Genomic DNA, 21,851 nt, shown 5'->3' with positions numbered 1-21,851 from the left:
GTCGGGGGCGAAAATTTGCAGTCTACCCGCGCAGAATGTAGAATTTGGAAAACGGTGTACTGCTCATGGGGGTTCACCCTACCCCACTAAAGAAGGAAACTAGCGATGTCTAAATCAGCAATTTTGTGTGTGGACGATGAAGTAGGAGTGTTGGAAAGTCTGGAAATTGAACTGCAACAGGCATTTAACGGTAAATATCTTTGCGAATTTGCTGAAAGTGCTGCCGAGGCCCTGGAAATTATTGAAGAGCTATGTGAAGCTGAGGTTAATATTTTAGTAATTGTCTCTGATTGGTTGATGCCCGGAATGAAAGGAGATGAGTTGCTGATTAAAATCCACCAAAAATATCCGCAAATTGTGACAGTGATGCTGACAGGACAAGCCGACCAAGAAGCAATCGAACGCACAAAAAATCAAGCTAATCTTCATGCTTTCATAGAAAAACCTTGGCAGAATCAAGAATTAATTGAAGCGATTAAGTCTGGTCTAGCAAGTTTATGAAAAAACCAGTCATTATTTGTGTGGATGATGAGCAGACTATACTCGATAGTCTGGAAATAGACCTCCTAAAAGCCTTTGAAGATAAATATTTAATTGAAACGGCCCAAAGTGGCGAAGAAGCTTTAGAGTTGCTGTCAGAACTTTTAGCAGAAGAGTATGAAGTTGCTTTGGTTATTTCGGATCATATCATGCCTAGTATGAAAGGAGACGAACTATTAAGGAGCGTTCATGCTATCTCGCCGAACTGTCTCAAGATCATGCTGACGGGGCAGGCAGATTTGGATGCGGTAGCAAATGCTATTAACTATGCTAAATTGTACCGATATATACCTAAACCTTGGCAATGTGATGACTTAAAATTAACTGTTACTGAGGCAATATATAAATATTTTCAAGATAAACAATTAGCTGAAAAACAAAGTGAACTTCAGGAAATGAATCAGGAGTTGGTAAAATTAAACCGCAAGCAGGCGATGCTGATTGCCAAACTCCATGAAAACGAAAGTCGCTTGACGCAATATCTAGAAGCTATGCCATTGGGCGTGTGTGTACTTGATGCAAACGGGCAATCTTTCTACGCTAACCAAAAAGCGCGGGATGTATTTGGCAAAGGCACTGTACCGCATATTAATTCAGAGCAAAAAGCAGCAATTTATCAATTCTATAAAACCGGGACTAATCAGAGATGCCCCGTAGAAGAATTGCCAATTATGCGGGCGCTTAGGGGCGAAAATGTGCGGACTGAGGGTGTAGAAATTCGTACAGCTAATAAGATTATTCCTGTAGAGAGTTGGGCAACTCCAATTTATGATTCTACAGGAGACATTTCCTATGCGATTATTGCTTTTAGTGACATAAGTGAACGCAAGGAAGCTGAAGCGGCGCTAATTCAAGCTGAAGAGAAGTATCGCGGGATATTTGAAAATGCTCTAGAAGGTATTTTTCAGACGACGCCGGACGGACATTTTATCAGTGCTAATCCTGCTCTGGCGGAAATTTACGGCTACGATTCCGCGTCAGAATTGATAGAAAGTATTAATGATATTCAGCAGCAATTGTACGTGGAACCGAACCGCCGTCAAGAGTTTCTGGCGCTGATGAAACAGCACGGTACTCTGTGTGAGTTTGAGTCTCAGGTTTACTGTCGAGATGGCAGCATTATTTGGATTTCTGAGTATGCGCGCACAGTTTATGATGCTAACGGTGAGGTGCTTTACTATCAGGGTTTTGCTAAAGATATTAGTTTGCAAAGACAGGTAGAAGTGGAACGAATTAGGTTTACTAATGATTTAGAAAAAGCTTTGGCAGCCGAAGAAAAGTTAAATGAGGCACTGTCAGAAAACGAAAGCCGATTGACTCAATTCCTGGAAGCGATGCCAGTAGGAATATTTGTTGTGGATGGTAAGGGTAAACCTTTTTACATGAATTCTTGGGGCGAAAGGATACTCGCCCAAGGTTTAATTTTTGATGGGGGTACTGAGCAATTTCCTGAAGCTTATCATTTTTACGACGCTGGAACTAATCAATTGTATCCGAGGGATAGCCAACCGATTGTTCGGGCGTTGCGGGGAGAATTTGTGCGTATGGACGATCTAGAAGTTCATGGGTCGGATCGGATTGTGCCGATCGAGGTTTGGGCGACTCCAATCTACGACGAACGGAAAAACATAGTTTACGCGATCGCGGCTTTTCAAGACATCACGGAACGTCTAGAGGTAGAAACCGAGCGCCGCCAATTCACAGACGAGTTGCAAAAAGCTTTAGCAGCAGAAGAAAAATTAACAGATGCTTACGGGCGGTTTGTGCCGCACCAATTTCTCCACTTTCTGGGATATGAAAGTATTCTGGAAGTCAAATTAGGCGATCAGGTACAGAAAGAAATGTCGGTGCTGTTTTCAGATATCCGCGATTTTACTTCTCTTTCGGAAAGCATGAATCCCGAAGAAAATTTTCAATTTATTAATGGTTATTTGTCGCGGATGGAACCGGCAATTACTGACAATTTTGGTTTTATTGATAAATACATTGGCGATGCGATTATGGCGCTGTTTGATGGCAGTGCGGACGATGCTGTGAAAGCTGGAATTGCTATGCTAGAACAGCTTAACGAGTATAATATTAGTCGCAATCAGGTCGATGGCCCGCCGCTGCAAATTGGCATTGGCATCAATACAGGTTCTTTGATGTTAGGCACGGTGGGCGGCCAAAGTCGGATGGACAGCACGGTGATTAGCGATGCGGTAAACTTAGCCTCCCGCGTGGAAACTTTGACGAAAGAGTATGAAGTTTCGATGTTAATTACTCACAATACTTTTATACAGTTAAACAATATTTATGATTTGAGGTTGATCGATCGCGTAACAGTTAAAGGCAAATCCCGAATGGTAACACTTTATGAAGTATTTGCGGCCGATCCGCCAGAGTTACGACAGAAAAAGTTAGAGACAAAGACAATCTTTGAGCAAGCTTTGGTACTCTACAATAGTGATAGGTGTGGCGAAGCTATAAGATTGTTTTCGGCCTGCTTGGAAATCAACCCTAATGATAAGGTAGCTCAAATTTATATGCAGCGGTGTCTGAAAGGCGCGATCGCTCCTGCATAATAGCAGAAGGAAGAAGCAATCGATCGCATGGGGAAAGTGCGATTAAAAACTTCCCAATCATCGGCCACGGTTGCTATATTGTTGATAGGATTTTCCCAAAATAATGCAACTGTAGGGAATATCCCAACCCTGATCTAGTAAATCATCCCCAATTCTAAAATCTAAAATCTAAAATCTAAAATGGTTTAGACAGGCAGGGAAACGCAAACTATGGTTTCTTGCTGCGGCAAACTTTCTATTTTAAATTCTCCGCCGTGCAATTCTACAAGGCGTTGAACAATAGCCAAGCCCAATCCCAAACCTGCTTGTTGGTAAAGTTTGCGATCGAACTGCCTGTAAGCTTCTAGCTGTGCAATCTGATCGGCAGTCATGCCGCGGCCTTGGTCTTTAACAGACAGAATAAAAGTCTGATTTTCGACGAAACTGCTTAATAAAACTGGCGTTCCTTCTAAAGAAAATTTGAAGGCATTGTCCAATAGTTCTTCAACAATTTTTGCGAGTCTGACAGAATCAATAGCTACCGACGCATCTTGCAAGTTTAATTGTAAATCGTCGGTTCTATTCGCGTGTTTTGCTTGCTGCCGCGCTTTTTGACTCAGCAAAGATTTTACACAGCTAAATTCGCTGTTTCGCATCTCCTTTAGCAGTTCGGGATTGGTGGCTGCTATCTCCAGTTCTGCATACAGCAAAAAGTTCTGAATCAGCCGATACAAGCGATGACCGGAAGTTTGAATTTGACCGATCATCTCTAAGATATCTGATTCCTCTAAGACCTGATATTCTGACAGAATTAGCTCAGAAAAACCCAGAATTGCATTCAAAGGAGTCCGCAATTCGTGGGGTAGCGACATACTAATATTAGTGCGTAATTCGTCGAGCGTCTTTTGAGATTGTCGGCTAATTGTTTTTTGTTTTTCAAGTCTAATAGCAATGGCTTTGAGCAGTTCTTGGGGCGTACAGGGCTTAGTAATGTAATCGTCAGCTCCCAGTTCCATGCCCGTGCGAACGTCTACTTTATCGGCTTTGGCTGTGAGGAAAATAAACGGAATTGTGGCAGTCAATGGTTCGGAGCGCAAAGCTTTGATGACGCCGTGACCGTCTACTTCCGGCATCATCATGTCGCACAAAATTAAGTCGGGGATTTTTTCGATCGCCAATTTGATGCCGACTTGGCCGTTACTCGCTCCTATTCCTTCAAAATTCTCGGCTTCCAGCAACTCTAAAATATTCTCTCTAATCGCTTCTTCGTCTTCTATTACCAAAATCTTAGCCACGGTGCTAGCTCCTTTTAGTTAGTAGTTTTTTGTCAAAGTTTTGGGTTCAGATACTTGATAAGTTTGTTTGTTATGGGCTTAATTAATCGTTAAATTGCGGATATGTATAGTTGATAATTCAGTTGTTATTGACTGGGGGTGTAAATTAAAGGCAAGGTAATAGTGAAAGTTGTGCCTTTTCCTTCTTGACTCTCGATCGCGAGTTGGCCGCCGTGAAGTTCCACAGCCCTCTTCACAATTGCTAAACCGAGACCTGTTCCCGAAATAGTGCCGACATTTGGAGCTCGGTAAAAAGTTTCTAAGATCCGCTCTCTATCGGCTTGGGGAATGCCGATGCCCTGGTCTTGAACTTGGAACACAGCTTCGTTGTTTTGACAGTTGAGGTGCAAGGAAACTGTACTGCCGATGGGGGAATATTTGATGGCATTTGAGAGGACATTTCCCAAGATTTGCTGCAGCAGTTTTTCATCCATTTGAGCCTCGCAGTTGCCGCCTTCATATTGAAAGGCGATCGGGTGTTGGTTGCTGTCGTTGAGCTGCTGCTCTTCTATCAGTTGACGGCAAAATTTTTCGAGGTTTAAGGAAACCGGTTGAAACTGCAAGGTATTGGCTTCTATTTTGCCAATTACGAGGATATCTTCTAATAACTCTGTCATGCGTTTAATTGCTAATTGAATCCGCACAAAATGAGTAGCTTTTTTATCTTGGGGCCACTGAGAACTGTAATCTTGCAGCAATCCAGCGGAAAATTGGATGGTTGTCAAAGGTGTGCGGAACTCGTGGGAAACCATTGTGACAAATTTAGCTCGCAGTTGTGAAAGTTCCTTTTCTCGTGCGAGGGCTTTGAGAATTTCCGCTTCTGCTCGTTTGCGATCGCTAATGTCACGGGCTTCCGCAATCAGCAGCAAAACTTGTCCTGTTTCATTTTTAACAGGTTTCAGTGAGAAATCAACAGTCATAATTTGACCACTTTTGCCTAACAAGTCGATTTCGCTGCGGAAAAACTCGCCGCGACTTGCTTTGCCGATCGCCCATTGCAATTGTTCGGAAACCTGTGGCGACTGGGCCCAAATCGCCATTTCCCAAATCGGGCGGCCCACAATACCCTCCGATCGCAATCCGGCAAAATCGAGGGCTGTCTCGTTCACTTCCAGCACAATTCCTGCGGGAGTCAGCAGCTTGGTTAGCTGAAACGAAGAGTCAAAAATCGCCCTAAAGCGGCGCTCGCTTTCCCGCAGCATTTGAAATGTTTGAGATCGTTCGATCGCGTAGCGGATCGTCCGCACTAATAATTGAGTAGTAATTTGACCTTTAACAATATAGTCTTGAGCTCCCAAGCGAACTGCTTCTAGGGCGATCGCCTCATCGTCCAAGCCTGTCATTACCACCATTGGCACATCAGGAGCCACTTCTCGCAGGCGAGTTAGGGTTTCCAAACCGCGGCTGTCGGGCAAAGAAAGGTCGAGCAAAACGACATCAAAGGGTTGTTTACACAGTTGTGCGATCGCCTCATGCAAGAACTCAACAGACACCAATTCCCACTGGACTCCCACAGATACTTCTAACAGTTCTGCAAGCAAATCTGCATCAGCCGGATTGTCTTCTACTAACAGAATCTTAATCCACATAGCTTTGACATTTTTGACTGTAAAATTTTGACTCTACCAATCTCAGGTTAAACTTTTTTGCTTTCTCTGGACATTTTCAACTTGAAAGTTATTATTTGGGAACTGTCAACACCACCAGCCACCAATCCTCAATCCATTTCACCAGCTTAGCGACTTGAGTAAAATCGATAAGTTTAGTGATGTAGCACCGGGCTGACAGGGCATAAAACTTAACCATCTCTTCATCGGCTGCTGAGGTTGTCATAATTACCACCGGAATCATTTTTAACTTGAGTGCTGAATTAATAATTTAGATCAATATTTACCCACCATTTTTTTATACCAAATCAAGTCAAGCCGAATTAAATCGGGACGGGTACACGAACAGACAAGCCTGCTTTGTTCAATAAAATATTGTTTATACCATATTTTATACTATTTGCAAATTGTTAAAATTTGGCTGGTCGCTAGCTTTTCTAAAGCCCATTCAGCCTCGCTGAGCAAATCATCCACCAGCAGAATTTCCCTAGGTTAAAAATTTTTAGAGCACTCATAAGCAAAGCATCTGTTCGTTTAATTTAGAGGAAGTTTGACGACTGCCAGCCAGAATTCCTCGATTAACCTTACTACTTTAGTAAATTCAACGAAGTCTACCGGTTTTGTTATGTAACAGTTGGCGTGGAGGGAGTATGACTTAAAAATATCTTCGGGAGCTGCTGAAGTGCTGAGAATCACTACAGGAATTAATTTTAACTTTGGGTCAGTTTTAATTTCTTCTAGCACTTCAATACCGCTTTTTTTCGGCAGATGCAAATCGAGCAAAATCAAATCGGGACGAGGTACCCTGAGATAGGGTTCTTTTCGGCGCAAAAACTTGATTGCTTCGACTCCATCCTCCACAAAATGCAAGTTATTCAATATTTTACCCTGACTGAGGACTTCTATTGCCAAATCGGCATCGCTGGGAGAATCCTCAATCAGCAGAATCTCTATAGGTCTAACAGTGCTTCGATCGCTCATAACCGGCGTATCCTTTAAAGTATAAAAACACAATTGAATTTTGAGGCTTCAGGTACTAATTATAGGAATAGTGAAGTAAAAAGTCGCTCCTTTTCCCTCCTGAGATTCCACCCAGATCCGACCGCCGTGGCGTTCAACAATGCGCTTGCACATCGCCAAACCTATACCAGTACCGGAATATTGGCGGCGTCCGTGCAGGCGCGCAAAAATGATAAAAATGCGATCTGCATACTGCGGATCGATGCCAATGCCGTTATCGCGGACGCTGAACACCCATTCGCTTTCTTGCCTGCGGGCCGCGATATGAATCAACGGGATATCTTGGCGACAAAATTTGATGCTGTTGGCGACCAAATTTTGGAATAATTGCACCAGTTGAGATTCATCTGCCATCACCGTTGGCATCGCGTCGCAGGTGATTGCAGCTTTTGTTTCGGCGATCGCAATTTGCAAATTGCACATAGTTTGCTTAACCACAGCGTTGCAGTCCGCCTGCTCAAACTCCTGACCCCTCGTTCCCAGGCGCGAATACGCCAACAAATCGTTAATTAACTGCTGCATTCTGGTAGCGCCATCGACAATATAATTAATATATTTATCTGCGCGATCGTCCAAATTTCCTTGATAGCGCTGGGCAAGCAATTGAGTGTAACTGGTAACGGCTCGGAGCGGTTCTTGCAAATCGTGGGAAGCCACATAAGCAAATTGTTCTAATTCCTCGTTGGAACGCTTCAAATCTTCTGTCAGTTGCAGCATTTGCTGCTCTGCTTCTTTGCGGCTTGTAATGTTGTAAACCAAGGCGCAACAAGACAGCAGATTATCCTGGGAGTCCATGACTGGACTGGTAGACATATGAGTCCAAATATCTTTGCCGTCCTTGCTTTTGAATTTAAATTCGTGTCGATCGCCAATACCTTGCTTGCGTCGCTCGATACGATCGAGAGCTTTTTCTTTTTCCGATTCGTCCATGAACTCAAAAAGTGACCGACCGAACATTTCTAATTCACTATAACCTAGCATTCGCGCCATTGCGTGGTTTACGTAATTCGTGAGACCATTTCTGTCAATTACCCAAATACCTTCTTCTGCTAATTCAACTATTTGCCTGTACTTAAATTCGCTTTCCAGCAAAGCAGTTTCAGTTAGTTTGCGCTCAGTGATATCTTTCATAAAACAGTGGTGACCGTTAAATATCCCTTGTGCGTCGCAAGCTTTTACCATCGTTAATTGCTTATAAAAAAACGAGCGATTTTTTCGGACTCCTCTAGCTTCAACTTCTACTTTGCCAGAAATTAGCATTTCCTGATAAGCTGAGAGCATCATCTCAACATCGCCCGGATGTACGGTGCTCTGCCATTTCATGCCAAGCATTTGTTCCGGTTCGTAACCGCATTTATGAGCGTAAGCTCGGTTAACCTTCACGTAGCGCCCCTCAATATCCAGCCGCGAAATGCCTTCCACCGTGTTTTGCATGGCATTTGTGAGGTCACGCAGCTCTTTTTCAGCTTGTTTGCGATCGCTAATATCCTGACCGATACCCAAAAAACCGTTAATATTTCCGCTACTATCAAATAAAGCAGTCACCGACAGCAGTACCGGAAACCGCGAACCATCTTTGCGAATATAAGTCCATTCATTTTCGTCCGCTATTTCCCGGCACGGCAAGGTAAATAATACTTGAATTCCCGGCTCTATTTTCACTCCCAATTCTTGAGAAAGAACTTCAGCTCTTTGAGCGACCTCCAGAGGCTCGTGAATTATTGCTATGGTGACTTTCCCGACTACTTCTTCTAGCGAATAACCTAAAAGTTGCTCTGCCGCCCGATTAAATGTTTTAATTGTGCCGTCGGAATCAGTAGAAATAATTGTGTAGTTAGCGCTATTAAGAATTGCATTTTGCAGTTGCGTCAATTCCAACAAAGTGAGCGCAATTTTTTCGCGGTAAGCTATTTCTTTTTGCAATTGGTGGTTAGAAATTTCGATTTGAGCAGTGCGCTCAGCAACTCGATGCTCCAGAGTTTCATTGAGCCGTCGATTTTCCTCTTCTATCTGCTTGCGTTCTGTAATATCAGTAATAGTACACACATAACTTTTAACCTCCCCATTTTCTCCGATTTGACCGACAGATTGACCGAATACCCAACTGATTTGAGGGTGATTAATGCCTTGAAAGCGGTACTCAGATTTAAACGGCAATTTCTCCTGCGCGGCGCTATACCATTCAGAAAAAACCCGATCGCGATCGTCTGGATGAATGCCTTGCAACCACCCTTTGCCCAAAGCTTCATCACAGGTTACTCCCGAAATTTGACACCAGCGCTCGTTGACATACAAGCAGTCTCCTCCAGCATCTGCATAAAATATTCCTACCGGCGAAGCTTCAGTTAAAGTTTGATAGCGAGCTTCCGTTTCTCGGCGTTCAATTATTTCTTTTTGCAGTATTGAATCGAGCATCCCTAATTGAGTTGGACTCAGGAGAGTTAATGCTTGGGGAACGAAAGGAATTAATGCAAAAGCGGTGTAACCAGAAATCGCGGCGGTAATAATTTTTAGAATGCCAGAAACCCAATAAACAGGATGCCAAAGCGTCCAAACTTCCATTATATGAGTAGTGCCGCCGGAGATAATAAAGGCTGCAAACAGCCAAAAGATATTGCGAAAAGGCAAGTCTTTTCGCTGAAAGATAAAATAAATTAGGGATAGCGGTATTGAATAGTAGGCTAGGGCAATTATAGAGTCTGAAACTATGTGGAGCGCGACTAGCTCTCGCTGCCAAAGGTAACAGTAGCCTTGAGGAATATAATTGCCGGTGAATAACAACTGATTTAAAAAATTCCAAATCATAAACGGCATGGCAAATGGGGAAGGAGTAATTTAACGCAATAACTTATAACTTATCTTAACTCTCTGAAATATACAGTTCGGGAGGCACGGGGGGCTAAAAACCCGGTTTCTTCATAAAGGTCTCGTTGCCAAACCGAATATTGTGGTAGAAACTGGTTTTTCTTCCGTAAGTCTTAATATAGCAATTCTCAATGATTCGCAAGCAGTAGCGAGCTCTAGGTTGGGAATAACTCATATGTTGCACTATTCTCAATCCTTTGATGAACAGGCAAGATGCCTGTTCCACAAGAAAATTCATCTCTTGTGGAACAGGCATCTTGCCTGTTCCTGGCAATGGTGCAAGATGTGAGGTATGACGAAGTAAAACCCTATATCCCAATCCTAAATTATTTGTAAATTTCTTACTTCCTCCCCTTGGGTTCGAGGAGGGTTGGGGTGGGGTAAAAAATTTACGACTCCTGCAAGGATTGCTATATGCCGATTTGAGATTTTAGGATTTTAGCTTTTCCTTGTTTCTTCCTTATCTTCTAAATAACTAAAGCCTTCTTCCATCCATCCGTTACATCTGTTACATCCGAAAAAAGCGAATCCGTTGCCGAACTTCCTTCTGCTATAAAAAATGGGGCGAGCCCGAAGCCCGCCCCATCAAAAATTATGCTGCTGCTATTAGCCCAACAGCGCCTGAGCCTTAGCTACCACATTATCAACGGTGTAGCCAAACTTTTCTAAAGCAACGGGGCCCGGTGCAGAAGCGCCGAATCTGTCAATACTGAGGCTATCGCCTTCAGAGCCCAAATAACGTCCCCAGCCGAAGCTAGAACCTGCTTCAACGGCCAACCGCTTAGTAACAGCTTTCGGCAGTACAGATTCGCGGTAAGCGGCATCTTGTAAGTCAAACAATTCCCAGCAAGGCATCGAAACTACGCGCACTTTATTACCTGCGGCGCGCAATTTTTCAGCGGCATCAACGCAGAGGTAGGTTTCGCCGCCGGTGCCGATTAAAATGATGTCGGGAGTGCCGCCGTCGTCGGACAAAATGTAAGCGCCTTTGGCTGTTCCTTCGATCGAACTTCCAGCCAAGTTGGGCAGATTTTGGCGCGACAAAGCCATTAAAGTTGGGCGAGTGCGGCTTTCAACTGCCACTTTGTAAGCGCCGGATGTTTCATTACCATCCGCAGGGCGCATTACCAACAAATCGGGAATTACGCGCAGAGAAGCGATGGTTTCCACGGGTTGGTGAGTGGGGCCGTCTTCGCCCAAAGCTACGGAGTCGTGAGTCATTACATAAATAACTCCAGCTTCCGAGAGTGCAGAGAGGCGAATTGCTCCCCGCATATAGTCAGCAAATACCAAGAAAGTGGCGCAGTAAGGAATTAAACCGCCGTGCAACAGCATACCGTTGGCGATCGCACCCATGCCATGTTCCCGCACACCAAAGCGCAGGTTACGTCCTTCGTATTGACCTTTTTGGAAGTCTTTTTCACCCTTGAGCAAAGTCATGTTAGAAGATGCCAAGTCAGCGGAACCGCCGATCAATTCAGGTAACACACTTGCCAAAGCATTCAAACATTTTCCAGAATGATTCCGAGTCGAATCTGCCTTATCTTCCGGCTTGTAGGTCGGCAAAACTTTATCCCAACCTTCAGGAAGTTTGCCAGCAACGCTGCGCTCATATTCTGCAGCTTCAGCAGGATAGGCTGCTTTATAAGCATCAAAAGCTTTCTGCCATTCTTGCTCAGCTTGAGCACCGCGATCGACTGCTTTGCGGAAGTGTGACAAAGCATCATCAGGAATCTCAAACGGTGCGTGTTCCCACTTCAAGAAATCGCGAGTTGCTTTCACTTCATCAGTACCCAAAGCAGCACCGTGAGAACTGTAAGAATTGCGCTTGTTTGGAGAACCGTAACCAATGATAGTGCGGACTTTAATCATGGACGGTTTGTCCGTGACTTTTTTGGCTTCTTCAATAGCTTTGTGAACTGCTTCTAGGTTAGTATCTTCGTCTAGAGCGGTATTGTCTACTGTAATAACGTGCCAGTTGTAAGCTTCAAAACGCTTGCCCACATCTTCAGTAAAGGCCAAGCTGGTGTCGCCTTCAATAGAAATGTGATTGTCATCGTACAAGGCAATTAATTTGCCGAGTCCGAGGTGTCCGGCCAAAGAACAAGCTTCCCCAGAAATGCCTTCCATGTGGCAGCCGTCACCCATGATGACATAGGTGTAGTGGTCAACAATGGTGTGGTCGGGCTTGTTAAACTTAGCAGCGAGGTGAGCTTCTGCCATGGCCAAACCGACGGCATTAGCAATTCCTTGTCCGAGGGGGCCTGTGGTAACTTCTACGCCTTCGGTAACGAAGTTTTCAGGGTGTCCGGGGGTTTTGGATTCCCACTGGCGGAATTGCTTGATGTCGTCGAGGGTGACGCTATCGTAGCCGGTCAAGTACATGAGGGCGTACTGCAGCATACAGCCGTGGCCGGCGGAGAGGACGAAGCGATCGCGATTAAACCACTTGGGGTTTTTGGGGTTGAACCGCATGAACCGATCCCACAGCACAAAGGCCATAGGGGCAGCGCCCATCGGCAGTCCCGGGTGTCCTGATTTTGCTTTTTCTACCGCATCGATGGCCAAAAAGCGAATAGAGTTGATGCAGAGTTCTTCGAGTGATTGGGTTGCAACAGCCATAATTCTGGTTTTTATATGTTAAGAGAGAGAGTGTGTGTGGTCGATTCTGACAGAGGTGCGATGAGCCGAGTTCGATCGCTCGCGTTTCTGTTGTTCAGTTTCTATGGAACTGCCGTGAGGCTGCACTACATATCATCTCACCTGTTGCGATCGACAGACAACTTAATTTTTTAATGTTTCGGTCGCTTTGTGCAGTCGATCGCAAATTTTTATCGGAGATATTTCTGGGGCGAGTGCGGATCTGTGCGATCGGGCTACGAGAGGATGTAACTTATTATTTGGCAAATTGGCTCTCAAAGCCGCCCAGTTATGATAGAGTTTGGTGTTTCTGACATCTTGCAGCTTTGTCAGGAACAGGCATCTTGCCTGTTCCACAAAGAGTGAATTTTCTTGTGGGGCGTTGATTTGAGCAACGCTCGATCGCACGATCGCCAGAATAGTGCAAGATGTCAGATATTTGTAATTTTAATCAGGCAATAACTAATGACTCTCAGTGAAGCCGAAGTCCGCAGTCAAAAAGTAGACGAACTGCGATCGCAAGGCATAGAACCGTATCCCAGTGAATCCTACGCGCGATCGCACACAGCCAAGCAAGTTCGCGAAATATTTAGTCAGCCGGGAAAAGAACTCCAAAACGGAGAAAGCGACCCCGAAGAAATTCCCCTGCGATTAGCAGGCCGCATCACTTCCAAGCGAGACAGCGGCAAAATTGGTTTCATCGATTTAAAAGACGCCACAGACAAAATTCAACTCAAAATCGAGAAAGCAATCGTCACCGGCGAAGTCGGTTTGAGCTTTGAACAAATTAAAAAATTGCTCGATGTCGGAGATTTTGTCGGCGTCGAAGGTATCGGCTGCCGCACCCCCAGGGGAGAACTTTCTATTTTAGTGAGGGAATTAAAGCTTTTATCAAAAGCTACTATTCAATTTCCCGATTCTTATTACGGAATTAACGACCCCGAAGTTTGCCGCCGTCACCGCGAAATGGATTTGGCAAGCAACCAAGATGCGCTCAACCGTTTTATGCTGCGAAGCCGCATCGTTCAAAGCATCCGTTCCTATCTCTGGCAAGCCAATTTTTACGAAATAGAAACCCCGACACTGCAAGCTATTTACGGCGGTGCTGCTGCTAAGCCATTCATCACTCACCACAATGCTTTAGAGGTGGATTTGTATTTGCGAGTGGCTCCAGAACTGTTCTTAAAAAGAGCAATTTGCGGCGGTTTCGAGCGAGTATTTGAACTAGGAAAAGCATTTAGGAATGAGGGAATTGACAGCACCCACAATCCAGAGTTTACCTCTTTAGAAGTTTACCAAGCTTATGCCGATGTTTTCGACATTTTAGGAGTTGTCGAAGACGTGATATGTTTCGCAGCGGCGGCGGTATTTGGGGATGTCAAAGAAATTGAAAATCAGGGAGAAACGATTAGTTTAGAACGCAAGTTCGACTACAGCGAAAAGTATCCCGGTTTCAAGGGCAAACACTGGCAAGTGAAAACGATGGTAGAAGCTGTCAGAGACGAGTTTGGGCTGGATTTTGACAGTTTGGATTTGGAAAGTGCGAGATCCTCTGCAACCAAGCTAGAATTGCACCTGTCTAAGTTAGAACAACAAAGTTTAGGCTACGTGCTGTACGCAGTTTTTGACAAATTAGTTGTTCCCAAACTAATTCAACCTACATTCATCATCGACTATCCTGTCGAAGTCAGTCCTTTAGCAAAAGGACATCGCAGCAAGCCGGGATTTGTAGAACGTTTCGAGCTCTTTATCAACGGTACAGAATACTCGAACGGATTTTCAGAATTGAACGATCCGAAAGAGCAAAGAAAGCGGTTTGAGGAACAGTTGGCGCAGAAAAATGCGGGCGATGACGAAGCGCATCCAATGGATGAAGACTTTATTCAAGCGCTATCTTTGGGAATGCCTAATTGTGCGGGAATGGGTATCGGTGTTGACAGATTGGTGATGCTTTTAACTAATACTCAAAGCATCCGAGATGCCGTCATGTTCCCGACAATGCGGCCGGTCAAAGATTCGTAAAATATTGTAGGGGCGGGTTTTACAAACAATATCTAACTCAAACAAACAGTCTCTATAAACCCGCCCCCACCCCACAAATAACCTACATCAACCTTGATGTTTATTGAATGCGGAAAATGTGCATTTTGATGGCTGGTAGGGTGGGGGCGGGTTTATAATGTGCATTTTGATGGCTGGTAGGGTGGGGGCGGGTTTATATAGATTGTCAATTATTGACAGGTATTTTGGGTGAACCCGCCCCTACAAGCATCTGTTTCAATAATTTAACATCACCGCATAAATGAACCGACAACACCGTTCAAATCTTCAGCCAAAGGATTTCCCAAAGCCTTAAATTTCCACTCGCCGCCTTCTCGATAGACTTCTCCCATCAACATATTTAATTTTCCTTCATAAGATGGGTCATTTGACAAGCGATAGCGAGCTATTTCTTTCCCGGCGCCATCTACCGCCCTGACGAAAGCATTTTCTACCAGGCCAAAATGCTGTTTTCTCTCTTTCCCATCGTAAATATTCACGCCCAAAATTATTTTGTGATATTGTGCTGGCAAAGAACTCAATTTCACCAATATTTGTTCGTCGTCTCCCTCTCCCTCGCCCGTGAGATTGTCCCCTGAGTGAACAACTGTTTTGTCTTTTGACTCCAAATGAGAATAATAAATTACATCCTCTTTGTAGTTCTTTAATTTGCCATTTTCCCCCAGCAGCAGGGCGTAGGAATCTAAGTCAAAATTTGCACCGCTTCTGCCAAAGATACTTTTTTTAGCTTTCGCTACATCCCAGCCCAAACCCATTGTCAGTCGGGATAAGTCGTATTCGCTTTTGCTGAGAACGATCGATTGTCCTTTTGTCAAGTTGATAGCCATAGTTTTGTGATTGTGTAAGGTTTATTGTGAAGTTGAATGATTGCCCTAAGCTAGCATTTTGTTTGCCTGCAAAAGCTGTTTCTAGGGTAAGAGATTTTTGATTCGTGCTGATTTTACCCAATGCGGATATTCTGCTGTCAACAAATCGTATAATTCCTCATCGGCAATATGTTCCGGGTCTTCTAAACTGAAGAAATCTGCGTTGTCTAGGTAACGAGATCCCATTTGGTCAAGCTGCTCTAAAAAGCTAAAATCGCTCGCTGCGGCTCTTGCTAACCACCCTCGAACTCCCTTACTTTTGACATCCTTCTGCGACTTGCCGATCGCCATAAACTGCCAAAATATCGGTTCGTGGGACGACCATTGTAGCTGCTGCTGGCTTTCCGATTCGTCCGCAGTTTCTCCATCCGTTACAAACATCACGTAGACAGGTCGATCGGCTGTAATAGCTGCGTAGCGCCTGCTACCGCGACAGTCAGGAAAATAGAAGTTTCTAATTTCCTTCATCACTTTACCGTAGTAAGTACCTGGTTCTAAAGGATACTGTTGCAGTATATGGTGGATGAAGTTTGAGAAATTGTCGATCGACATTTCACCGGGATTGTGGGGGTTGACTCCAAACAGAAATATGTCGATCGATCCGTTGTCATCAAACCGACATCCCAAAGCCAAAATCTTTTCTGCCAAACGCTGAATTTTTCCTGAACTGTATAGGGAAGACATGGAACCAGAAATATCGAGGCAAAGTGCTACTTGAGCATCGTGATTGGTGAGATTTGCCTTTTTTAGCGAGATATCTGCTTTCTTAGCAAGATTGAAAATGTGCGGCGCTTTCTCCTGAAGCTTTTTGTCTAATTCTATAGCTTTCTGACTTTTGTGGCTATCTTCAATAACTGGTAATCTAGGCAGTTCTACTGTAGGTTGTGCAGGTTTCTCTTGCGGTTTAATCTCTGAATGATACTTGTCAACAAAACTCTGCAACCCTGCTTTATATCCTTGTCCTACGGCCTGAAATCTCCAAGCTGCATCTTTTTTATACAACCGTCCAAACTCGACTGCTGTTTCTTCAGAAAAAGCTTCTGTTAAATCATACCGCGCTAGTTCGCTGCCGGTTTCGCGATCGTACAATCGGATAAAAGCATTTCTGATTTGGCTGAAATTTTGATGTTTAGCTTGTGCGTCGTGAATCGTGACCGCAAAAACCATTTCCTCAACCGCAGCCGTTACTTTTCCTAAGTCTACATAAATTGTCTCGTCATCTCCTTGAGTTTGACCAGTTTGATTGTCTCCCGAATGGGCGATCGCTCCGTCCGGCGACTGCGAGTTATTGTAAAATACAAAGTATCTTTCATCGGGGATTTTGCCGTCCGAACCTAATGCAAAAACCGACGCATCGATATCGCAGCTTTGCTGGTTTGAGTTCGACAAATTTAGTTCAGTTGCTACTTCCCACCCCAGGGCGATCGCAACTTTTGTTAAATTTGGAGATGTTTTAGAAAGATTAAATCTTTCGCCCTTATTTAATTGAATTCCCATCTGGTTTATCACCTCATGAGTCTGGCTTAAAATCGAGGGAAACATTCCTGCTTCCGAATTTCCCCTCGATTTATTTAGATAGGAGCGATCCTCTTCGAGGGCTTCGCTAACGACCTTTTATCAGGCATACTTATCTACAAAGCTTTGCAAGCCGGAATTGTAGCCTTGTCCTACAGCTTGGAACCTCCACTCGCCGTCTTTCTTGTAAAGTCTGCCAAACTCTACCGCTGTCTCCCTAGAAAAATCCTCGTCCAAATCGTACTTCGTTACCTCTGTGTTCGTAGTAGTGTCGTAAATCCTGATAAAAGCATTCCGCACTTGACCGAAGTTTTGCCTTCTCGATTCTGCTTCGTGGATAGTTACCACAAACACAATTTCTTGCACCGCCGGATCGACTTTGGTTAAATCGACTGTAACGGTTTCATCATCGCCAAATCCTTCTCCGGTTCTGCTATCTCCCAGATGTATTACAGAAGTGTCCGGCGACTGGTTGTTGTTGTAGAAAACAAAGTATTTTTCGCCGGGAATTTTGCCAGTAGCCCCCAACATAAAGACGGAAGCATCTAAGTCAAACGCTGCGCCTGTGTCTGTAGCGTTGATATCCCATCCCAAACCAATCCCGGCATTTTTCAACCCCGGTGCTTCTTTAGAGAGATTGATTCTCCCGCCTTTTTCCAAATTAATAGACATTCGCCCTCCTATTCACAACATCACTCTTAGTTACTACTAGCAATTATATCAAGTGTTATAGTAAGTTGACAATTTGCTTTTGGTACTCATCTATCGATTTTAGATTTTAGATTTTAGATTTTAGATTGGATAATTGAAGAATTGACCCTGCGGATAAATCCGGGGGCTTGTACGCTGGATGCTTTTGGTTAAAGCAGCTTGACAAATTGCTGCTGGTACTCATCTATCGATTTTGGATTTTCGATTTTGGATTTTCGATTGGATAATTGAAGAATTGAGCCCGCGAATAAATTCGGGGGCTTTGTACCCTGAATGCTTGCGGCTACAGCAGGTTGACAATTTGCTTTTGGTACTCATCTTCGGTGACGATCTCTTGGGTATTTTCCACTCTGTCTAAAAACACGATTCCATCTAAATGGTCGTGTTCGTGTTGAAAAATTCTGGCCACAAAGTCTGTCAATTCTTGTCGGTGGAGTTTGCCGTCTCTACTGGTGTATTCTATCTCGATCGCCCTACTTCTCGGCACCAATCCCCGAATCCCCGGAATGCTCAAACAGCCTTCCCAGTCTTTGACTGTCTCTGTTGACGCAGCCACAATCCGGGGATTAATCATCGCTGTGGGTTCCATGTGGGGTGCTTGGGGATACCGCAGGTTGGGGCGAGATGCGACGATGAACAGGCGATCGGACTTAGCCGCTTGAGGGGCGGCAATCCCTACTCCGTTTGCCTGCTGTACGGTCAAGATTAAGCTGTCAATCAACTGTTGAACGCGATCGTCCTTAATATTCTCGACAACTTGCGACGGGCGGCGCAGTACAGGATTTCCTAATTGTGAGATTTGTAATATTTCTGCCATAGTTATTGATTATCTGTTATTGGTTATTTGTTGTTACAGTTTTGTCGGTTGGGTGGAGGAACAAAATCTAACTTACTCACTCAATAATTAATCCGTGTATCCGTGTCAAAATCCGTGTCGTGCTTTCCTTCTTATCCAACTTTTTGAACCGGCAAACTTCCCGTTTTAACAGTCAAATTAACTATTTGCCCGTTGCGGTTGATTTCCATTTGCAACAGACCGCCAACCTTAGCATTTTGCACGAAATCCTGAACAGCTTCCGACTGAATAATCGGCTGATTGTTAATTTTTTGAATCACATCTCCAGCCCGCAAACCTGCTGCTGCTGCGGGAGAATTAGGAACAACGCTAACAATAGCCACACCCCGATCGACTGCAACTCGCAGGCTGCTGGTAGCATTGCTGTTAATTTGCTGCTTAACCTCTGGATTCAGCGTCGCCATTTCAATGCCTAAATAAGCGTGTTCGACTTTCCCCGTCGTAATCAGTTCCTTCGCTACCTGTTGCGCGGCCTGAATGGGAATCGCAAACCCCAATCCTTGAGCACCTTGAATAATTGCCGTATTCATGCCAATAACTTCGCCCGAAGCATTCAGCAGCGGGCCGCCGGAATTTCCCGGATTAATTGCAGCGTCTGTTTGAATAAAACCGACCCGCTTGTCGGGTACGCCCACATCGGTACTCGATCGCCCCGTAGCGCTAATAATCCCCGCAGTTACCGAATTGTCCAAACCCAAAGGATTGCCGATCGCGATCGCCCATTCCCCAGACAACAGCTTATCCGAATTGCCGATCGCCACCACAGGCACATTATTCGCCTCAATCTTCACCACAGCCACATCCGTCACCTTATCCGCCCCCAACACGCGCCCCTGAAAGCTGCGGCCGTCCTTGAGAGTTACATTTACCGTATCTGCCCCCTCTACAACGTGAGCGTTAGTGAGAATCACGCCGTCAGCCCCGATGACAAAACCCGAACCAGTGCCCCGTTCGATCCCGCCCCGACCGCCCGAATTCGGTTCTATGCCAAAAAAATCTTCCGGCGACAGCCTTCTATTTCCCGGTCTCACCAGGCGCGAAGCATCGATCCGAACCACTGCCGGGCCAACTTTTGCCACCGCAGCCACAATAAAATTCACATTAGCCGCGTCCCCCGACAAGGGAACCGGCGGCAAGACTTTCCTAGCTTCATCCTTTGTATTGGGAGGCAGTTGCAATTTCGGTTCTAGCGCCCTTTGTCCCGAATCGCCAGAATTTGCACGAAATTGAGAAACCGTCAGACGATCGCCCAACATGGCGGCCCCGGCTCCCGTTACCAGCAGCAATATGTAAATTGCCGGTTGCTTCCAAAATTTGCCAGTAGAACTCTTCATTGCCATGTTTTAAGGCTTTCCTGCCAAATCTAAATATTTCCTGAGCAGCTTCCCGATACCTGGTTTGGACTGCAGAGCCGCCAAATTTTTGGGCAATCGGCAGACTCCCTTAAACTTTAGCATCTGAGAACTAAACTCTCTAGAGTAGAATTAATATCTTGAATGCCGATCGGCAGAGGTAAGCAGTGGACATTCCCCTCGAAAGTCTGTGGAATCAGATACTTGAACGTCTCCAGGTACAACTGAGCAGACCTAGCTTTGAGACGTGGATCAAAACTGCCCGCGCCGAACAACTCGAAAATAACTGTTTGATCGTCAGCGCCCCCAACCCCTTTGCTCGCAATTGGTTGCAAAAATATTACGTCAAAACCATTGCCGATGCAGTCGAAGAAATTCTCGGCTATCCCGTAGACATTTACTTGACAATTGCCGGAGGAAACGAAACAGGCGGCAGCAGCGACTCCGCCATGATTTGGCCCTCCCCCATCGCCGATATCCCGGAAAGCCACTCGCTTCACCCCCCCAAACCCGCCAATTTAAACCCGAAATACGTATTTTCCCGCTTTGTCGTAGGTTCCAACAACCGCATGGCTCACGCGGCCTCCCTCGCGGTAGCCGAGTCTCCGGGCAGAGAATTCAATCCCCTATTTTTGTGCGGTGGCGTCGGTTTGGGCAAAACTCATTTGATGCAGGCGATCGGTCATTATCGCTTGGAAATTGACCCCAACGCCAAGATTTTTTACGTTTCTACTGAGAAATTTACTAACGATTTAATCGCCGCCATTCGCAAAGACAGTATGCAAACTTTCCGCGACCATTATCGAGCCGCCGATGTTTTATTAATAGATGATATCCAATTTATTGAAGGCAAAGAATACACTCAAGAAGAATTTTTTCACACTTTTAATACTCTGCACGAAGCCGGAAACCAAGTAGTTTTAGCTTCCGATCGCCCGCCGCAGCAAATCCCCCGCCTGCAAGAGCGTTTGTGTTCCCGATTTTCGATGGGATTAATTGCCGACATTCAATTGCCAGACTTGGAAACTCGGATGGCAATTTTGCAGAAAAAAGCCGAGTATGAAAATATGCGGTTGCCGCGAGATGTCATTGAATACATTGCTTCTAGTTACACTTCCAACGTTCGGGAATTAGAAGGTGCTTTGATTCGGGCGGTAGCATATCTTTCAATTACCGGTTTGCCGATGACTGTGGAGAATATCACCCCTGTTTTGAACCCGCAAACTGAAAGCGTAGAGGCGACTCCCGATGCAGTAATTGCAGTTGTGGCCGAGGCGTTTGATGTTTCTGTTGAAGATTTGAAAGGCATTTCCCGGAGGCGAGAAATTAGTCTCGCCCGTCAAATAGGGATGTATTTAATTCGGCAGCATACTGGTTTGAGTTTGCCGAAAGTTGGCGAAGTCTTCGGCGGCAAAGATCACACGACAGTGCTTTACAGTTGCGACAAAATTGCTCAGTTGCGGAACACTGACCCGAATTTGGCTCAAACTTTGCGTCAGTTGAGCGATCGAATTAACGTTGTCAGCCGCAAAACTTGAACCTCTTTTCACGCATTCACTCATGGCGTAGGGTGCGTCAGCCGGAAATATTCTCACTCTGCTGTCAAAATATTCAGCCGGCTGACGCACCCTACAATCACTGTTTTCAGTATCGTAGGGTGCGTCGCCACCCTTAAATCTTAAATAGTATCCACAATCTTTGAGCGACGCACCGGTGCAGACGGGGTGAGCGCAAACAAACCCACACTTTCGATGCCACCGGATTCGATATTGCCTGTGGAAAAAACTGTGGAAAATGGGCCCTCTGTTTGTGGAAAACTTTACTCGATCGCCCGAAACAGCTTTTGCACAAAAAAAGGCGATCGACCTCACCAGTTTTTCCACAAGTTTTCCACAGGTATTTATTACCTATAAGTGACGCCCAGCAAGCAGTTAGCTTTTT

19 protein-coding genes are annotated in these 21,851 nt (G+C 45.0%); 6 read left to right on the top strand and 13 right to left on the bottom strand.

The window, feature by feature from the left end; all coding sequences use genetic code 11:
• Nucleotides 1-105 precede the first annotated feature (105 nt).
• Complete coding sequence (locus tag QUA50_RS15745; RefSeq protein ID WP_333263446.1) at nt 106-501, top strand: response regulator; 396 nt, start codon at nt 106-108, stop codon at nt 499-501.
• Nucleotides 498-3,104, top strand: a complete 2,607-nt coding sequence (locus QUA50_RS15740; protein ID WP_333263443.1) for a PAS domain S-box protein — start codon at nt 498-500, stop codon at nt 3,102-3,104. The genes QUA50_RS15745 and QUA50_RS15740 overlap by 4 nt, the downstream gene beginning before the upstream one ends.
• A gap of 185 nt (nt 3,105-3,289) precedes the next feature.
• Here QUA50_RS15740 and QUA50_RS15735 read toward each other — a convergent pair whose 3' ends face one another.
• The 7 genes from QUA50_RS15735 to tkt form a co-directional block, all read right to left on the bottom strand.
• Nucleotides 3,290-4,378, bottom strand: coding sequence for a response regulator (locus QUA50_RS15735; RefSeq protein ID WP_333263440.1), 1,089 nt, complete (start codon nt 4,376-4,378; stop codon nt 3,290-3,292).
• A gap of 125 nt (nt 4,379-4,503) precedes the next feature.
• Complete coding sequence (locus QUA50_RS15730; RefSeq protein ID WP_333263437.1) at nt 4,504-6,006, bottom strand: ATP-binding protein; 1,503 nt, start codon at nt 6,004-6,006, stop codon at nt 4,504-4,506.
• 91 nt (nt 6,007-6,097) lie between these two features.
• Nucleotides 6,098-6,250: a hypothetical protein gene (locus QUA50_RS15725; protein ID WP_333263435.1), complete on the bottom strand. Its 153-nt coding sequence runs from the start codon at nt 6,248-6,250 to the stop codon at nt 6,098-6,100.
• A 308-nt stretch (nt 6,251-6,558) separates the two neighbouring features.
• Nucleotides 6,559-7,005, bottom strand: a complete 447-nt coding sequence (locus QUA50_RS15720) for a response regulator (RefSeq protein WP_333081177.1) — start codon at nt 7,003-7,005, stop codon at nt 6,559-6,561.
• A 48-nt stretch (nt 7,006-7,053) separates the two neighbouring features.
• Nucleotides 7,054-9,858 (bottom strand): PAS domain S-box protein, encoded by a 2,805-nt coding sequence (locus tag QUA50_RS15715; RefSeq protein WP_333298750.1) that lies wholly within the window; start codon nt 9,856-9,858, stop codon nt 7,054-7,056.
• An 85-nt stretch (nt 9,859-9,943) separates the two neighbouring features.
• The gene (locus QUA50_RS15710) at nt 9,944-10,165 is read right to left on the bottom strand and encodes a hypothetical protein (protein WP_333263429.1); all 222 of its coding nucleotides are present in this window, start codon (nt 10,163-10,165) and stop codon (nt 9,944-9,946) included.
• Nucleotides 10,166-10,515: 350 nt separating this feature from the next.
• Nucleotides 10,516-12,531, bottom strand: coding sequence for a transketolase (gene tkt, locus QUA50_RS15705; RefSeq protein WP_333263427.1), 2,016 nt, complete (start codon nt 12,529-12,531; stop codon nt 10,516-10,518).
• Nucleotides 12,532-12,567: 36 nt separating this feature from the next.
• Between tkt and QUA50_RS15700 the strand changes: the two genes are divergently transcribed.
• Nucleotides 12,568-12,705 carry a hypothetical protein gene (locus QUA50_RS15700; protein WP_190734883.1) on the top strand — a complete coding sequence of 46 codons (138 nt, stop codon included), beginning with the start codon at nt 12,568-12,570 and terminating at the stop codon, nt 12,703-12,705.
• Here the strand turns inward: QUA50_RS15700 and QUA50_RS15695 are convergent.
• A complete protein-coding gene (locus QUA50_RS15695) occupies nt 12,694-12,957 on the bottom strand; it encodes a hypothetical protein (RefSeq protein ID WP_333263424.1) in 264 nt (87 codons plus the stop codon). The two genes, QUA50_RS15700 and QUA50_RS15695, sit on opposite strands and share 12 nt — an antisense overlap.
• Nucleotides 12,958-13,014: 57 nt before the next feature.
• Between QUA50_RS15695 and lysS the strand changes: the two genes are divergently transcribed.
• Nucleotides 13,015-14,571 carry a lysine--tRNA ligase gene (gene lysS / locus QUA50_RS15690; RefSeq protein WP_333263421.1) on the top strand — a complete coding sequence of 519 codons (1,557 nt, stop codon included), beginning with the start codon at nt 13,015-13,017 and terminating at the stop codon, nt 14,569-14,571.
• A 269-nt stretch (nt 14,572-14,840) separates the two neighbouring features.
• Here the strand turns inward: lysS and QUA50_RS15685 are convergent, their stop codons facing one another.
• The 5 genes from QUA50_RS15685 to QUA50_RS15665 all read right to left on the bottom strand — a co-directional run bounded on the left by QUA50_RS15685 (nt 14,841) and on the right by QUA50_RS15665 (nt 19,892).
• Complete coding sequence (locus tag QUA50_RS15685) at nt 14,841-15,437, bottom strand: TerD family protein (protein WP_333263420.1); 597 nt, start codon at nt 15,435-15,437, stop codon at nt 14,841-14,843.
• Between the two features lie 81 nt (nt 15,438-15,518).
• Nucleotides 15,519-16,973 carry a TerD family protein gene (locus tag QUA50_RS15680; protein WP_333263417.1) on the bottom strand — a complete coding sequence of 485 codons (1,455 nt, stop codon included), beginning with the start codon at nt 16,971-16,973 and terminating at the stop codon, nt 15,519-15,521.
• A gap of 120 nt (nt 16,974-17,093) precedes the next feature.
• Complete coding sequence (locus tag QUA50_RS15675) at nt 17,094-17,663, bottom strand: TerD family protein (RefSeq protein ID WP_333068288.1); 570 nt, start codon at nt 17,661-17,663, stop codon at nt 17,094-17,096.
• Nucleotides 17,664-17,985: 322 nt separating this feature from the next.
• A complete protein-coding gene (gene def / locus QUA50_RS15670; protein ID WP_333263414.1) occupies nt 17,986-18,519 on the bottom strand; it encodes a peptide deformylase in 534 nt (177 codons plus the stop codon).
• Nucleotides 18,520-18,650: 131 nt separating this feature from the next.
• Nucleotides 18,651-19,892: an HhoA/HhoB/HtrA family serine endopeptidase gene (locus QUA50_RS15665; protein ID WP_333263412.1), complete on the bottom strand. Its 1,242-nt coding sequence runs from the start codon at nt 19,890-19,892 to the stop codon at nt 18,651-18,653.
• Between the two features lie 185 nt (nt 19,893-20,077).
• On the opposite strand from QUA50_RS15665, the gene dnaA reads away from it, so the two are divergent.
• Nucleotides 20,078-21,448: a chromosomal replication initiator protein DnaA gene (dnaA, locus tag QUA50_RS15660; RefSeq protein ID WP_333263409.1), complete on the top strand. Its 1,371-nt coding sequence runs from the start codon at nt 20,078-20,080 to the stop codon at nt 21,446-21,448.
• A gap of 256 nt (nt 21,449-21,704) precedes the next feature.
• Complete coding sequence (locus QUA50_RS15655) at nt 21,705-21,827, top strand: hypothetical protein (protein WP_333263405.1); 123 nt, start codon at nt 21,705-21,707, stop codon at nt 21,825-21,827.
• Nucleotides 21,828-21,851: the final 24 nt, after the last annotated feature.

It is taken from the genome of Microcoleus sp. M2_D5 (genome assembly GCF_036701935.1).
In the GTDB taxonomy this organism is placed as follows: Bacteria; Cyanobacteriota; Cyanobacteriia; order Cyanobacteriales; family Microcoleaceae; genus Microcoleus.
Note: the sequence above shows the minus strand (reverse complement) of the source record. Positions and strands in the feature narration are given on the sequence as shown.

Excerpts from the sequence above, each read along its gene's own strand:
- QUA50_RS15710 (WP_333263429.1), bottom strand. The coding sequence starts at position 10,165 with ATGCCTGTTCCACAAGAGATGAATTTTCTTGTGGAACAGGCATCTTGC.
- QUA50_RS15730 (WP_333263437.1), bottom strand. The coding sequence starts at position 6,006 with ATGTGGATTAAGATTCTGTTAGTAGAAGACAATCCGGCTGATGCAGAT.
- lysS (WP_333263421.1), top strand. The coding sequence starts at position 13,015 with ATGACTCTCAGTGAAGCCGAAGTCCGCAGTCAAAAAGTAGACGAACTG.
- QUA50_RS15675 (WP_333068288.1), bottom strand. The coding sequence starts at position 17,663 with ATGTCTATTAATTTGGAAAAAGGCGGGAGAATCAATCTCTCTAAAGAA.
- tkt (WP_333263427.1), bottom strand. The coding sequence starts at position 12,531 with ATGGCTGTTGCAACCCAATCACTCGAAGAACTCTGCATCAACTCTATT.
- QUA50_RS15715 (WP_333298750.1), bottom strand. The coding sequence starts at position 9,858 with ATGCCGTTTATGATTTGGAATTTTTTAAATCAGTTGTTATTCACCGGC.
- QUA50_RS15720 (WP_333081177.1), bottom strand. The coding sequence starts at position 7,005 with ATGAGCGATCGAAGCACTGTTAGACCTATAGAGATTCTGCTGATTGAG.
- QUA50_RS15685 (WP_333263420.1), bottom strand. The coding sequence starts at position 15,437 with ATGGCTATCAACTTGACAAAAGGACAATCGATCGTTCTCAGCAAAAGC.
- QUA50_RS15655 (WP_333263405.1), top strand. The coding sequence starts at position 21,705 with ATGGGCCCTCTGTTTGTGGAAAACTTTACTCGATCGCCCGAAACAGCT.
- def (WP_333263414.1), bottom strand. The coding sequence starts at position 18,519 with ATGGCAGAAATATTACAAATCTCACAATTAGGAAATCCTGTACTGCGC.
- QUA50_RS15745 (WP_333263446.1), top strand. The coding sequence starts at position 106 with ATGTCTAAATCAGCAATTTTGTGTGTGGACGATGAAGTAGGAGTGTTG.
- QUA50_RS15665 (WP_333263412.1), bottom strand. The coding sequence starts at position 19,892 with ATGAAGAGTTCTACTGGCAAATTTTGGAAGCAACCGGCAATTTACATA.
- QUA50_RS15725 (WP_333263435.1), bottom strand. The coding sequence starts at position 6,250 with ATGACAACCTCAGCAGCCGATGAAGAGATGGTTAAGTTTTATGCCCTG.
- QUA50_RS15680 (WP_333263417.1), bottom strand. The coding sequence starts at position 16,973 with ATGGGAATTCAATTAAATAAGGGCGAAAGATTTAATCTTTCTAAAACA.
- QUA50_RS15740 (WP_333263443.1), top strand. The coding sequence starts at position 498 with ATGAAAAAACCAGTCATTATTTGTGTGGATGATGAGCAGACTATACTC.